Origin of the sequence: Mesoflavibacter sp. CH_XMU1404-2, from assembly GCF_037029465.1 — a bacterium.
In the GTDB taxonomy this organism is placed as follows: Bacteria; Bacteroidota; Bacteroidia; order Flavobacteriales; family Flavobacteriaceae; genus Mesoflavibacter.
Genome location: NZ_JAYMEM010000004.1, coordinates 1 through 15,038, shown reverse-complemented (window position 1 = coordinate 15,038; position 15,038 = coordinate 1). Strand labels below are relative to the sequence as shown.

Annotated in this window: 9 protein-coding genes; 4 read left to right on the top strand and 5 right to left on the bottom strand. The window is 33.4% G+C overall.

Translation table 11 applies throughout. From position 1 onward, the window contains the following. Nucleotides 1-50: 50 nt before the first annotated feature. From WA327_RS03040 to WA327_RS03020, 5 genes are all read right to left on the bottom strand, one after another. Nucleotides 51-1,199 (bottom strand): efflux RND transporter periplasmic adaptor subunit, encoded by a 1,149-nt coding sequence (locus tag WA327_RS03040; protein ID WP_336066349.1) that lies wholly within the window; start codon nucleotides 1,197-1,199, stop codon nucleotides 51-53. 189 nt (nucleotides 1,200-1,388) lie between these two features. Continuing rightward, a complete protein-coding gene (locus tag WA327_RS03035; RefSeq protein WP_336066347.1) occupies nucleotides 1,389-5,708 on the bottom strand; it encodes a CusA/CzcA family heavy metal efflux RND transporter in 4,320 nt (1,439 codons plus the stop codon). Between the two features lie 68 nt (nucleotides 5,709-5,776). Continuing rightward, a complete protein-coding gene (locus tag WA327_RS03030) occupies nucleotides 5,777-6,166 on the bottom strand; it encodes a hypothetical protein (protein ID WP_336066344.1) in 390 nt (129 codons plus the stop codon). A 93-nt stretch (nucleotides 6,167-6,259) separates the two neighbouring features. Beyond that, entirely contained in the window at nucleotides 6,260-7,294 is a 1,035-nt protein-coding gene (locus WA327_RS03025; protein ID WP_336066341.1) for an NAD(P)/FAD-dependent oxidoreductase, read from the bottom strand. Nucleotides 7,295-7,375: 81 nt separating this feature from the next. After that, nucleotides 7,376-10,819 carry a hypothetical protein gene (locus WA327_RS03020; protein ID WP_336066338.1) on the bottom strand — a complete coding sequence of 1,148 codons (3,444 nt, stop codon included), beginning with the start codon at nucleotides 10,817-10,819 and terminating at the stop codon, nucleotides 7,376-7,378. A gap of 118 nt (nucleotides 10,820-10,937) precedes the next feature. Here WA327_RS03020 and WA327_RS03015 point away from each other — a divergent pair, with 118 nt between their 5' ends. The 4 genes from WA327_RS03015 to WA327_RS03000 all read left to right on the top strand — a co-directional run. Beyond that, entirely contained in the window at nucleotides 10,938-11,699 is a 762-nt protein-coding gene (locus WA327_RS03015) for an exodeoxyribonuclease III (protein ID WP_336066335.1), read from the top strand. Between the two features lie 28 nt (nucleotides 11,700-11,727). After that, nucleotides 11,728-12,684 carry an OmpA family protein gene (locus WA327_RS03010; RefSeq protein ID WP_336066332.1) on the top strand — a complete coding sequence of 319 codons (957 nt, stop codon included), beginning with the start codon at nucleotides 11,728-11,730 and terminating at the stop codon, nucleotides 12,682-12,684. Between the two features lie 298 nt (nucleotides 12,685-12,982). Continuing rightward, complete coding sequence (locus tag WA327_RS03005) at nucleotides 12,983-14,020, top strand: aldo/keto reductase (protein ID WP_336066330.1); 1,038 nt, start codon at nucleotides 12,983-12,985, stop codon at nucleotides 14,018-14,020. Nucleotides 14,021-14,165: 145 nt separating this feature from the next. Continuing rightward, nucleotides 14,166-15,038: fibronectin type III domain-containing protein (locus tag WA327_RS03000; protein ID WP_336066327.1), on the top strand; the 873-nt coding region annotated here is incomplete at its 3' end.

Genomic DNA, 15,038 nt, shown 5'->3' with positions numbered 1-15,038 from the left:
ATTTATAAATAAAAAAACGCCCAAAACTTTTCGTTTTGGGCGTTTTTAGTTTAATGACTATGTCCACCTTCACCACTTTCTTCAAGTAACATTCCAATACCTTTAACTAATATTTGTTTGTTTTGTAAAATGTCAGGATTTAAAATTTCTGTAGCATTTTCGTCTTGTTGTCCTATGTTTACTTTTAGCTTTTTAAATTGATAGCCATCAGTAGTTGTTTCATCTAAAACAAGCACATAATTATTTTTGTCTTCACTTACAATAGCTTCGTTTGGCAAGCCAAGACCTTTTTTACTGTCTGTAATAATGTTAGCTTCTACAAACATACCAACAATAAAATTAGCTAAGTCTTTATCTACGTGTCCGTGAACTTTAACACGTCTTGTAGTTTCATCAATGGTAGTGCCAACTAAATGCACGTCTGCTTCAAAAGTTTTTTCTGAAGCTTCAGGAATTTTAAACTGTATTTTTTGACCTTTTTTAATGTGCATAATGTCTTTTTCAAATACCGATAATTCCAAATGAATATGGTCAATATCTACAATTTCTAATATCACATCGTTTGGCGCAACATAAGTGCCATTACTTACATTTACTTTTGTTACGTTTCCGTTAATTGGCGCATATAGACTAATGGTTGAGGTGATATTTCCTTGTTCTACAGCAGCTGGACTAATATTCATCATTTGTAGTTTTTTCTTTAGTCCGTTGTAAGTAGCCAAACTACTTTTATAAGTGCTTTGTGCTTTTAGGTAGTTTTTTTCTGAAGTTATTTCTTCATCAAACAACGTTTTTTGTCTGTTAAATTCAGCTTTTAAGTAATTAAGTTGCTCTGCGATTTCTAGATAGTTTTGCTGAATTTCAACATATTCAGGATTTTTTAAACTGACTAAAAGTTGTCCTTTTTTAACTTCGTCACCAACTAAAAGTGGTGTGTTTGTAATATATCCACCAATAAAAGTTGTGATACTCGATTTGTTTTTTGGTGGTACATCTATCATTCCGGTAACAGCAATTCCTGTTGAAAAATTAAGTGTTTTCAATGTGTCTAAAACCATTTGTTCACTTTCAAATTGAGCTTTAGTTACGGTTATAATATTTTTTTTGGTTGCCGTGTTTTCAACCGTTTCTGTCTTATTTTCTTTATTTCCGCAGGCTAAAAATAAAAGCGAAAAAAGAAGTATATATGTGTGTTTCATAGGTTTAAAATTTTCAAGAACCATTGGTTCGGTTATTTGTTGTTTGCTATTAGAAACTGTCTGAAAAATCTTGGTTTTGTCAATCTGAACTTGTTTCAGATTCTTAAGCATCATTAAAATCAATACATTTAGATTCTGAAATGAATTCAGAATGACACTTATTTTACTTTTCATACAGTTTCATTCATTTTAGTTGATATTTAATGTCAAGTGATTAATTTGTATTACGGTTTGATTGTAAGCGTTTAAATTTTCCAAATACGATAATTCAATTTCGCTAGCGGTTTCAAGACTTTGTATGTATTGAAAAAAGTCAATTTCACCTTCTTTAAACGTACGATTTGCTGTTTTTATAATTTGATTTTTAAGGTCTTCACCTTCATTATTATAGTAATTTACAGCTTCTTCGTATTGCGCTAAAGTCGCCAAAAGCGCATTGTACTTAGTGTTTAACTTGGTTTTGTAATCTTGTTGTTGCTCTGTAATAATGTCTTTAGCAATTTTTGAAGCTTTTATTTTTGAAGCATTGCCAGAAAACAATAACGGAATTTTCAACCCTAATTGATACCCTTTTATATTGGTGTTTAATTGATCGTTTGTACCCTGAAAATACTCTACACTAATGTCGGGTAATAGGTTTTGTTTTTCTTGTTGATAGATGGCGTTTTGATAGTTTTTAGCTTGTTCAAAATAGTGTAAACCAACATTATTTTGTGTTGAAATAGTTTCAATTTGTAATTGTTCAAGCGGTTGGTCAACAATCTCTAAACTATCAACTTGTACAACACTTTTTAATTGCTCTTTAGAAAATGCAACTTCTTTAAGTGCTTGTTTGTACAAGGTTTCTAACTGTTTTTGTTTGGATTTGGCGGTAATCATTTCTAAATAATTAGTTTCACCAAGTTCAAAACGACGTTCAGATTTATTGGCAAAATCTTGATATAGACTATCTAAATATTTGTAAGTTTTTGCTTTGTTTTTAGCGTAACTTAATTGATAATAGTTGGCGTAAATCACTTGCTGTAATTGCTCAAACCTGAGATTATAATGAGTTTCCTCTAAACTAGCTTTTGCTTTATTCATCTTCTTTTCGGCAAAATATACCGTCGGAAACTTAAAATCTTGAGCAATACCAAACACCTTTAAAGGTTGATTGTTTATGGCTAAATTATTTTCGTCATAACTGTAATAAATAGACGTTTTATCAAAACTAAAAGCACTTCCTATTAAAGCATTACTTTCATCTACTTTAAGATTTGAAGCTTTTAAACTAGCATTGTTTTCTATAGCTAACGCTAAGGTTTCTTCAATGGTTAATGGATTTTGAGCGTTAGCATTCATCATAAAAAAGAAACCGAGAATGGTAACGATTGCTGTTTTATTCATTTTAATCTCTTTTTTAGTTTCAAACCACGCGTATAAAACGGGTAACACAATAAGGGTTAATACGGTTGCAGTGACTAATCCGCCAACAACTACTGTTGCTAATGGACGTTGAACTTCGGCGCCAGCATTGGTCGAAACAGCCATAGGTAAAAACCCTAAAGCTGCTGCTGCTGCGGTTAGTAAAACAGGTCGCAAACGCTCTGAAGTACCACGTTTTATGCGTTCTTCAATATCATCCATACCGTGTTCTTTTAATTCTTTAAAATGCTCGATAAGTACAATACCGTTAAGTACCGCAATTCCAAAAAGCGCAATAAAACCAACACCTGCCGAGATGCTAAACGGTAAATCTCGCAGCCATAAAAGCAATACGCCACCAACAGCAGATAATGGAATAGCAGAGTATACCAATAAGGCTTCTTTTGCTGAGCCAAATGCAAAATACAGTAGTAAGAAAATTAAGGCTAAGGCAATTGGTACCGCAATCATTAAACGTGCTTTGGCACTTTGTAAATTTTCAAATTGTCCGCCATAAGTCACGTTGTAACCAACAGGTAATTTTAGTTGTTGGTCAAGAATAGTTCTTACATCATCTACCACTGACTGTAAATCGCGATTACGAACATTAATACCAACTACAATACGACGTTTAGTATCGTCTCTTGAAATTTTTGCAGGTCCAGTGGTGTATGTGATTTCAGCTAATTCGCTAAGCGGAATTTTTGTTCCACTTGGTGTATCGACATATAAATTTTGAAGACTGGCTAGATTTTTTCTATTGTTTTGGTCTAAACGCATCACTAAATCAAAGCGCTTTTCACCTTCAAAAACTTGCCCAACAGTTCCGCCAGCAAATCCCATTGAAATTACTTGATTAACATCTGAAATATTTAGTCCGTAACGCGCAATTTTACTTCGGTTGAAAGACACACTCATTTGTGGTAAACCTTCTACTTTTTCAATGATAATATCTGAAGCACCTTCAACATTTTTAATCAATTCTTTGACTTCGTCTGCTTTATTGGCTAAAATGGATAAATCTTCACCGAAAATTTTAATAGCAACATCGGCTCTAACACCAGTAATTAGCTCGTTAAAACGCATTTCGATAGGTTGCGTAAATTCCACTTCCATACCAGGAATGATGCTTAGAGCTTCTTTAAACTTATCGGCTAATTCGTCTTTACTTTCTGCGCTTACCCATTCGTCCTTTGGTTTCAGTTTTATAATCACATCACTTTCTTCCATAGACATAGGATCTGTTGGGACTTCGGCAGCACCAATACGACTTACTACTTGGTCAACTTCTGGGAAATTTTCTAAAAGAATATTCTCGATTTTGGTTGTGATTTCGATGGTTTTTCCAAGTGATGTTCCTGTTTTTAAAACCGGTTGAATTACGAAGTCGCCTTCATCTAAAGTTGGCACAAATTCACCACCCATTTTACTAAATAAAAAGATGCTGATAGCTAGTAGAATTCCGGCTAAACTCACCACGATTTTTTTGTTTTGTAACGCCCAATGTATTGATGGTTTGTACCAAGAGTTAAGCGCTTTCATTAACCTAACGGAAATATTTTTTTCGCTTGGCTTTTTCGGTTTCAAAAATAAAGATGATACTACTGGAACGTAAGTTAAACACAGTAACATGGCACCAATTAAAGCAAAGCTGAATGTTAGCGCCATAGGCTTAAACATTTTGCCTTCTACACCGCTTAATGATAAAATAGGAATGAATACAATTAAGATGATTAATTGTCCAAAAATGGCAGAATTCATCATTTTTGAGGCGCTTTTTAACGTAATTTGGTCAATTTCAGACTGTTTTGCCTCTTTTGTGAGTAATTTTAGTTTTTCACTTTCGGTAATAATTCTAAAAGCAATAAACTCGACAATAATTACAGCGCCATCAATAATAATCCCAAAATCTATTGCACCAAGACTCATTAAATTGGCATCTACACCAAAGATGTTCATCATCGAAATGGCGAATAACAGACTCAACGGAATAACAGACGCAACGACCAAACCTGAACGCAAATTACCAAGTAATAAAACCACGACAAATATGACGATTAATGATCCTAAAATTAGGTTTTCTGATACGGTAAAGGTCGTTTTTCCAATCAGCTCACTACGTTCTAAAAATCCGTTGATGTAAACACCTTCGGGTAAGCTTTTTTGTATGTCTTTTACGCGTTCTTTTACGGCGTCGATAATGGCTTTAGAGTTACCATCTTTAAGCATCATAATTTGCCCAAGTACTTTTTCGCCTTCACCGTTACCAGTAATGGCACCAAAACGTGTGGCGCTTCCAAAACCTACTTTAGCAACGTCTTTAATATAAATTGGCGCGCCTTCATTTTTTACTACGATTTGCTCTATATCTTCAAGGTTTTTAACCAAACCTTCTCCACGAATAAAATAGGCTTCATTAGTTTTTTCAATATAACCACCACCAGCAACACTATTGTTTTTTTCTAATGCGTCGTAAATTTCGGATACCGAAATATTCATTGCATTTAGCTTATTTGGGTTAATAGCAACTTCGTATTGCTTTAAATATCCGCCCCAAGTATTTACTTCAACAACACCAGGAATACCTGATAGTTGACGTCTTACTATCCAATCTTGAATGGTACGCAGTTCTGTTGTGGTATATTGATCTTCGTAGCCAGGTTTAACATCAAGAATATACTGGTAAATTTCACCCAAACCTGTGGTGATTGGTCCCATTTCTGGAGAGCCAAAACCATCTGGAATTACTTCTGAAGCTGACTTGATTTTTTCGGCAATTAATTGTCTTGGTAGGTAAGTGCCCATATTATCTTCAAAAACAATCGTTACCACAGAAAGACCAAATTTTGAAACTGATCTTATCTCTTCTACGCCTGGTAAATTTGCCATCTCTAGCTCGACAGGATAAGTAATAAACTGTTCAACATCTTGGGTTGATAAATTACGTGATGTAGTAATCACTTGGACTTGATTATTGGTAATATCTGGTACAGCGCCAATAGGAATTTGGGTCAAAGAGAAAATTCCGAAACCAATAATAAATGCTGTAAAAAGGAAAATAATAAGCTTATTATTTAAGCTTGATTTTATGATTTTTTCTAACATAATTCATAATTAATTAAACATTTAAATGTGACTGATTTAACAAAAAATCAGAACTAAGTTTTAATAAATTATGCGTGTTTTGGAGGCTGAAAAATAGAAGATTTTTCGAATGAAGTAAAAGAATCTTTGTAGAAAAAATTGAATGGGATTTCTATAAATTCTTCATTACTTATTTTAAAAGAAATATTTGGACTTATAAAAGACAAGTTAATGTGTGTACACATGTGGTGATTGTCTTTAAAAGGTAAGTCTTCATGCTCTTTATGATCACTTTCATGATTATCTCTAGCTTCTCCATAATGTTCAGCTAAAAAATCAAAAAAAGAATCGCCATACATTTCTTTATGAAATTGTGCATGATCTATTAAGGCATTAATCTTAGAAATGTCGTCTAAGTTAATGTTGAAACTTTGAATAAGAATCAAAAACGAATATGTTAATGCCAAAATTTTACTCATACCGATACGAAATTACAAAATTTCAGCTATTAAACTGTTACAAAAGTTACATATGACAGCTAATATAGAATGTTTTTAATTAAGAATTTCTATTTATAAAATATTATTAGCTAAGTAATTAGCGTCCTTTTTTATACCTCCTAAAGTGGCAGATCCACGTGTGTGTAACCACGGTAAACCAATAAAATATAGTCCGTCTGTTGTGCTAATTCCACGGTGGTGTTTAGGATAACCATTTTGGGTTAATTCGATGTTTTTTATCCAATTAAAGTTAGGTTTATAACCTGTTGCCCAAACAATATTTTTTACATCTTTTATTGTTTTTTTTGATGTTTTAATAGTGTTTTCTTCTGCATCAAGTGTGTATCCAACTGGTATAACATTATCTCTTTTGATAATAGATTTTACATCTGTACCAATAATTGGTTGTTTAGATTTGCTAATCTTTTTACCAATCCAAGAGTCTTTGCTAAAGCTTAAAAAGCCAGTTACGGTAAACCACCACCAAAGCGTTTTTCCTAATATTTCTTGAGGTAAAGTTTTGATGTCTGTATTTCCTGAGAAGTATGTTTTTCTATTAGTTTTTTCTGAAATTTCATCTAGAATTTGAAATCCGCTATCGCCGCCACCAACAACCAAAGTTGCACCATCTTTGAGTTGGTCTGGATTTTTGTAGTAATTACTATGTATTTGAAAAATATCTTCGGAAAGATTATTATGAAATTTTGGCGTGTATGGAATGTGAAACGGTCCAGTAGCTACAATAACTTCTTTACATTTTAAATCACCTTTATTAGTTTTTACAGTGAAATGATTGTCTTCTTTTTCTATGCGTTCTGCATGTGTGTTTAATTGTAACGGGAAATCAAATTTTTCTACATAAGCTTTAAAATAATCTGCGACTTCGTATTTGTCTGGATAATGTCCTTTAGGTGCAGGAAAAGGCATTCCTGCAAGATGATTAAATTCGGTTGGTGTGAATAGTTTTAACGAGTTCCAACGGTTAAGCCAAGAGGCACCAATTTGGTCTTCTTTATCAATTATTAAAAAATCTTTTTGATTTTTCTTTAAATGATAAGCCATAGATAATCCTGCTTGAGCTGCGCCAATAATTATAAAATCTTTCATTAAAACGTATTGTGGTTATTGCCATAGTATACGTTTTTTAAAGGGTTTTAGCAAATGGAAGTTTTTAAAACACGTAAATGCTTAAAAATAAGCTTTTAACTGTACATTACCGGTATGAATGGTTTTGGAAGTTTCAGTTTTTCTACCAAAATAATTAAGATTTAAATCTAAAAATTTAGTCAGCTTTTTTTGCGCTAAAAGTGTCCAAGTAAAGTTTTTTCCTGGTTGTAAACCTTCTAATAATTGATAGGCAACAGGACTGTTGGCGTTGCCTGTAAAATCGTTATTGAATACGTTAAATTCAGCAGAAATTGCACCAGATTGCGCATTGTTTTTAGGCGAAAAAGCAAAGGATAAACCATATTTTTGCTGCTGTAAAGTTTCTAAATTATTAATGGTGTTTTCTTTGTTTGTGTATTGATAAAACAGGTCAAACTGTACATTATCATTTAATAAATATGATAATTTAGGGTTGAAAGCTTCGGTATCTAAATCGAAATTTTTACTGCTAAAGTTTTCGCTTCTATTAAATTGATTTTCTAAAGTAGACGTTAAAGTAACCAACCAACTATTAGCTATTTTGTGCGTGAAATTTAATTGGTGACTTTTCAATTCGTTTTCTATAAAACCAAAACTTAGTGTGCTTTTAGATTGATTGTTTAAATAGGTGTAAGACGTTGTATAGCGTTGCTTGCCACGATTAAAAAACAGTACATTTCTAAAATTTTGGTTAAGTCCTAATTGATTTTCTTCGTCTTTTTTAAAAGGATTTAAATCAAAATTATCACCGTTTCTTTTAATTTTTCTATCAATTAAATAACTGGTTTGATTATAAAATTTAGACAATAATTTTTTTCCTTTTTGCTCAGAATTTACCCAATTTATAGGATTTAAAGTTAAGGTTTGGCTCAATCTATTTTGGTGTGTTTTTATATAAATTTGATTAGGTAATAACACACGAATATACTCACCTTGATCGGTAAATTGAGCAATTTCAAATTCTTCTAATTCTTGTATGCCGTTATTATTGTAATCAATCCAAGTGTATGCACCTTGACCTGGTTCTACTTGCACGTAAGTGTAGTCTTGTTGCGGTAAGGAACCAGAATTAGTCTCGAAAGCAGTGTTCCAAATAATGCCATTTTTTAAGAACTTTTGGTTGAATAATATGCGTGAGTTTAAAGAGTTTTCGTCAGCAATGTCTTCATCTTCATAAGTCAACGTACGGTAATTAACATACATTGATAGATTGGTGTTTTTGTTACTTATCAAACGTGAATCTAAATAGTATGTATTAGAGGTGTTAACGCGAGTTAATTTTTGATTTTGAATACTGTCATTAACCCTAAATTTATAACCAACTTCTGCAAAAACATTGGTGCTGTCACCAATTCCTGTAAAGGCTTGATAAGCTGTAAAACGTTGAGATAGATCTGTAAAAGCTTGTGTTTCTTTAATACGCTCTTTGTTTTCCTCAGTAGAAAAACCAGTCCCAAACCATTGCTTTTTTAAGGTGTAAATGGCTTTGTTGTAGGTTCTGAAAAATCGAGATTCGTTTAGCGTTCCATCCGAATTTAACAGACTTGTTTGTGATGAAATATTAAGTTTTTTAAGTCTTAAATTGGTGTTTAAATTGTGTTTGCTTCCAATAAATGTTCCAGAGTAATTTAAATGCTGAAAGTTGTAGCTAGCATTTCCTTTTTCTGGGTGAAAAGCCTCAAAACCTGCCGAAATTAAAGCTTGATTTCCTAAGGTTGTATTTTGAAGATTAGTGCTGTTTTGACTTAAATTCCAGTCGCGATTAAATTCTGGTCGGTATAAACGTTGTATAGTTTTAAAATCTTGATTGATGTAATCTACATCTGCTATTGCACTTAGATTCCAAAGACTATCTTGTTTGATTATGGACTGTTGTACGGTTAATTTACCTGCATAACCATTATTGTTTTCATCATCTAAATTAGAAAATAAGTTAAGGTCGTTTTTGCTACCGGCTAATTCAAAACTAACGTTTGTTTTTTCACTTGGCGCGTATTCTCCATTTATCACAGCAATTTGTAAAAGTGTTGGCGCTACTAATTGTACTACAGGTGCGTAATTACCCTGTGGTATGCCGTTTATTGGCACAACGTATTCATAAATATTATTAATGGCATTTGACGATGATAACTCATAATCACCTTGGTTGTCTCCAACTAAAGTAAAGGTAACGCTGTAAAGCTCGTCATCTGGATTGTTAGAGAATATGTAAATTTCTTCTCCGTTAATAATCTCTTTTCTATATAAAATTCTATTTTCATTATAGGCTTCTGGGACTTCAGAAGGCGCTGTCATTAGATTTTGATCATCACCTGCGTTGCTTAAAATTTCAGCTTGTGCTTGAGAAATATTTTGCTGTAACGGATTGTTTTTAGAGTCGTTTTCTGAATAGACAGAAGCGCCAATTTTCAGTTTTTCACTGCTGTAATTTCCACCTCCAAAAGCGACAATTCTAGAATAATTTCTTTCAGAATATTGAAAATCGACACTAATTCTCATTTCTGAAGTTACTGGATATGTTGCGTTGAAAATAATTTCACCTGCATTGTAATCTATAATATAATCTTCGTTTTCTCCTCTTTTTAGCGGTACGCCATTTACGTAAACGGTTTCACTTCCAGAAACGATAAGTACAAATAGCTCTCCACTTGGACCTTGCAACTTATACGGACCTTGATTACCTTCTTGAGCAGTAAATTGATAGTTTGTAAATTGTCCGCGTACCAAAGCGCCAGACGCAAAAAGATTGGTTTGATGGTCTTCGTTACCCAAGCTAGCTCTTATTTGTAAGCCTTGTACACGCTTAGAAAAACTAGCAAAATAAGAGTTGTTGTTTTGTAAATCGATATCTCCAGCGCGTATTGCCCAACGGTCACTAAAAAGCTCTAAAAACACTTGGTCAAACTCGTCTAAACGCTGTGAGTAACCACTTTCTTGTAATGGTATGTTGGCATCTTGTATGCTGGCGCGCAGTGAGACTTTGTCGTTTAATTTACCAGTGATTTGCAAATCTAATTCGCTATTCAAAACTGAATTTTGGTTGTTACCAATAGTGACGCCACGACTTATACTACCAGTAGTGGTTAAGCCATCAAAAGGCGTAAAAGTGTTAGTGATGTTGGGTTGCCTAAGTTGTACAAGTTTATCAACATTTGCAGTACTTTCTACAATAACGCTTTTGTCAAATTGTTGGTAAGTTCTAGTTAAAAATTCAGGATATTTTTGGTAGCTTACTATTACAGAATCTCCTTCAATAGGTTTTAAAAGTTGAAGCGTTGACGTTGCAAAATCAATAGCATAATACGTAGAATCTAAAACCTGATTGCTTTTAGTTTTTAGTTCAAAAAAATTAGAATTAATACTTACGCTATCCACTTTTATGGTGTCTTTAACGGCGAAGGTTTTCTTTACCAAAAAAGCATCTTGGTCTTGCCCAAAAGCAAAAACGACTGACAAGAAAATAAAAATGGTAAAGCAATGTTTCATCTATAGCTATAACAGCAAAATTGTTACTTTATTTTGTTAATATTTTTTGGTTAAAAAGGCGATAATTCATCTTGTAAAAGTAAAGCATTATTTATTTTAGCAGAAATTAATAATTAAGATGAAAATTATCTCGTACAACGTAAACGGAATTAGAGCCGCAATAAACAAAGGATTTATAGATTGGTTAAAAAGTGCAAATCCAGATATTTTGTGTTTGCAAGAGATAAAAGCAATGGAAGAACAGCTAGATTTGGACTTGTTTAAAGAAGCCGGTTACCATTATAATTATTGGTTTAGCGCACAAAAAAAAGGCTATAGCGGTGTAGCAGTGTTGTGTAAAACCGAACCAGATCATGTCGAATTTGGAACCGGAATAGAATCTATGGATTTTGAAGGTAGAAACTTGCGTGTAGATTTTGGACATTTATCGGTGATGAGCATGTATTTGCCTTCTGGAACAAACGATGCTAGATTATCGCACAAATTTGAATATATGGACATGATTCATCAATATTTAAATGATTTACGCCAAGAACGACCAAACCTAGTTGTTTGCGGAGATTACAATATTTGTCATGAAGAAATAGATATTCATAACCCAAAAATGAAAGGCGTTTCAGGGTTTTTACCCGAAGAGCGCGAGTGGTTAACAAGCTTTATAGATAGCGGTTTTATTGATTCTTTTAGATATCTTCATCCAGAAAGGCAAGAATATTCTTGGTGGAGCTACCGGGCCAATGCAAGAGCAAACAATAAAGGATGGCGTTTAGATTACGCAATGGTTAGCGAGCCATTACAACAAAAAATAAAAAGAGCAGTTATATTACAAGAAGCAAAACATAGTGACCATTGTCCAATTTTGCTAGAACTAGAAAACTAATAAACAACAATCCCAAATAAATTAAACAATGAAAAACACCTTTTTAACTTTAATGCTTTCAACTTTTGTATTATCAAGTTGTGTATCGCCAAAAGTGTACAAAGAGCTAGAAAGTAAATATGCAGATTTAAAGAAAGAAAATAGATCTTTAAAAGACCAAAATAACGATTTGCTAAAAGCAAAAAATCAAGCTGAAAATGACTTAGCTTCATTACAAGCAAAATATGACGAAGCTGTAGCAAAACGCGACCAATTACAAGCAGATCTAGCAGCAACAAAAACTAATTATGATACTTTAAAAGCATCTTATGACGCTTTAGAAGCTAATAGTAGTTCTGCAATTGCAGCAAATACAAAAAAGAACAGAGAATTATTAGCGCAATTAGAAGCTAAAGAGCAAGCATTAGCTTCTGAAAACGCTAGATTAGAGCAGTTAAAAAAAGAACTTGAAGCAAGATCGCAACGCGTAGCAGATCTTGAGGCTATAATATCTGCAAAAGAAGCCGAAATGAATGCATTAAAAGATGCTATTTCAAGCGCGTTAGTAGATTTTGAAGGTAAAGGTTTAACCGTAGAAAAACGTAACGGAAAAGTTTATGTATCTATGGAAAATAAATTGTTATTTCAATCTGGTAGTTGGGCAGTAGGAACACAAGGTAAACAAGCAGTAAAGCAGTTAGGAACTGTGTTGGCAGATAATCCAGATATTTCAGTATTGATAGAAGGACATACAGATAATGATCCGTATTCTGGTAACGGAAACGTTAAAAACAATTGGGATTTATCGACTAAACGTGCTACAGCTATAGTAAATATTCTTCAAGAAAATAAAAATATCAATCCAGAAAGTTTAACAGCTGCAGGTCGTGGCGAGTATGCTCCTGTTGCAACTAACGACACAGCAGAAGGAAAAGCAAAAAACCGTCGTATAGAGGTTATTTTAACACCAAAATTAGACAAAATCACAGAGTTGTTAAATAATTAGGGCGTTAACACAAGGGTCGGGCTTTCGCAAGTCGCAATCAAAGATGTGCTCCAACAATTGCTCAACTACGAAGTAATCATGAATACGTTAATTTGAAATAAATAATAATGAATAATCCCTAACGTGTCACACTGAGCGCAGTCGAAGTGCAGGCTTAAGTAAAGGTTCTTTAATAAAAATAGGACTAAAATTTTCAGCCAACTTTCAGTAAAAATTTCTTAACAAACATTTAGACCTTTAGTTAAATTATTTAATTAAAGGTCTTTTTATATTTGTTAAAAAGTAAACTATCCAAAAAATGAAATATACAACGCTTCCAAACACAGATATAAAAGTAAGTAAAATTTGCCTAGGTACTATGACTTGGGGAAATCAAAACACCGAACAAGAAGGTCATGCGCAATTAGATTATGCGTTAGAACAAGGCGTGAATTTTATAGATACAGCAGAGCTATATCCAGTTCCTGCCGAAGCAAAAACACAAGGAAGAACTAGTGAAATAATAGGGGCATGGCTTAAAAAAACAGGACATAGAGAAAAAGTTGTTATCGCATCCAAAATAGCTGGACCAGGAGATTATACAGCGCACATACGTACATCAGGATTTCAAAAAGGATCAATTAAAGATGCTGTAGAAAAAGAACTAAAACGACTTCAAACAGATTATATAGATGTATTTCAATTACATTGGCCAGAACGACAAACTAATACGTTTGGGGTAAGAGATTATAATCATAATCCAAATGACCAATGGGAAGATAATTTTAAAGACGTTTTAGAGCAGTTAGAGGCTGTAAAAAAAGAAGGGAAAATCCGTTTTGCAGGACTTTCTAATGAAAAAGCATGGGGAACAATGCGCTATTTAGAAGAGTCTAAAAAGCATAATTTAATAAGACCGATAACCATTCAAAATGCTTACTCATTAATTAACCGAGTTTTTGAAGGAGACATGGCTGAAATTTCTATAAGAGAAAATATAGGGTTGTTGGCTTATTCGCCGATGGCATTTGGTGTATTATCTGGAAAATATATAAAAGGAACAGCTGCAGAAAACTCTAGATTAAAATTGTTTCCAAGATTTGCTAGATACAGTAGTGAAAATTCAACAATTGCAACAAAAAAATATCTAGAGCTAGCAGAAGCTAATAATCTTAGCTTAGCGCAAATGGCATTGGCTTTTGTTAATCAAAGACCATTTATAACTAGTAATATTATTGGAGCAACTAATTTAGAGCAACTTAAAGAAAATATTTCAAGCATTAATATTGAATTATCTTCAGAAATTTTAGAAAAAATAAATCAAATTCATTCCGTAACACCTAATCCTGCCCCTTAATCGATAGTCATTAAAGGATTAGTCGCTGTTTTCTTTTAAACGATAAATTAAAACATTTTATCTATATTAACTATTTAGGGCAAGTAGTAGTAGGTTTTTTTTAATAGCTTAGATGTTTCTAAAACTAAACATCTCATTAATTAATATGAAAAAAACTACTCTACTAATTTGTTTGATTGCTTTATTTTCGAGCATACAATCATTTTCACAAATTACCAGTTATCCTTACTCAGAAGATTTCGAATCTGGTGATGGAGGCTGGACAGCAAGCGGTACAGGTACATGGGCTTTAGGTACACCAGCAGCAACAGTTATAAATAGTGCTGCATCAGGTGTTAACTCATGGGCAACCAACCTAACAGGAAACTACAACAATAACGAAGACTCTTTTGTAACAAGTCCAATATTTGATTTATCAGCTTTGACAGCCCCAAGTATTGAGATGAGTATATGGTGGGAATCAGAATTTAGTTGGGACGGAACAGTTTTACAATCATCAATAGATGGAGGAGCAACATGGCAAAATGTAGGAGCATTTGGAGATCCCAACAACTGGTATACAGATACAACCATTAATGGCGCGCCAGGAGGACAACAAGAAGGATGGACAGGAAGAGATGGTTCCGGTTCTAACGGATGGGTAATTGCGCGTCATGCTTTAGTAGGATTAGCAGGTCAGAGTAGTGTGCAATTTAGAATAGCATTTGGATCTGATGGGTCTGTACAAGATGAAGGATTTGCATTTGATGATGTTTCAATTTTTGAAGTTACATGTCCAGATCCTTTAAATTTAACAGCAACTACGCTTAGTGAAAATGCAGCAGATATAACATGGTTAGCAGGCGGATCAGAGACAGAGTGGCAAATTTGGGTACAACCAGCAGGAACAGGAGTACCAACCACAGATGGTGTTGTAACTTCAACTAATGATCCTTACCCAGCAACAGGTTTAACACCAAGTACAGCTTACGAAGTATATGTAAGAGCAAATTGTAATGCAGATGGATTTAGCAATTGG

What these genes read in the sequence shown, in the direction of transcription:
- WA327_RS03040 (WP_336066349.1), bottom strand. Translation starts at nt 1,199, where the DNA reads ATGAAACACACATATATACTTCTTTTTTCGCTTTTATTTTTAGCCTGC.
- WA327_RS03035 (WP_336066347.1), bottom strand. Translation starts at nt 5,708, where the DNA reads ATGTTAGAAAAAATCATAAAATCAAGCTTAAATAATAAGCTTATTATT.
- WA327_RS03030 (WP_336066344.1), bottom strand. Translation starts at nt 6,166, where the DNA reads ATGAGTAAAATTTTGGCATTAACATATTCGTTTTTGATTCTTATTCAA.
- WA327_RS03025 (WP_336066341.1), bottom strand. Translation starts at nt 7,294, where the DNA reads ATGAAAGATTTTATAATTATTGGCGCAGCTCAAGCAGGATTATCTATG.
- WA327_RS03020 (WP_336066338.1), bottom strand. Translation starts at nt 10,819, where the DNA reads ATGAAACATTGCTTTACCATTTTTATTTTCTTGTCAGTCGTTTTTGCT.
- WA327_RS03015 (WP_336066335.1), top strand. Translation starts at nt 10,938, where the DNA reads ATGAAAATTATCTCGTACAACGTAAACGGAATTAGAGCCGCAATAAAC.
- WA327_RS03010 (WP_336066332.1), top strand. Translation starts at nt 11,728, where the DNA reads ATGAAAAACACCTTTTTAACTTTAATGCTTTCAACTTTTGTATTATCA.
- WA327_RS03005 (WP_336066330.1), top strand. Translation starts at nt 12,983, where the DNA reads ATGAAATATACAACGCTTCCAAACACAGATATAAAAGTAAGTAAAATT.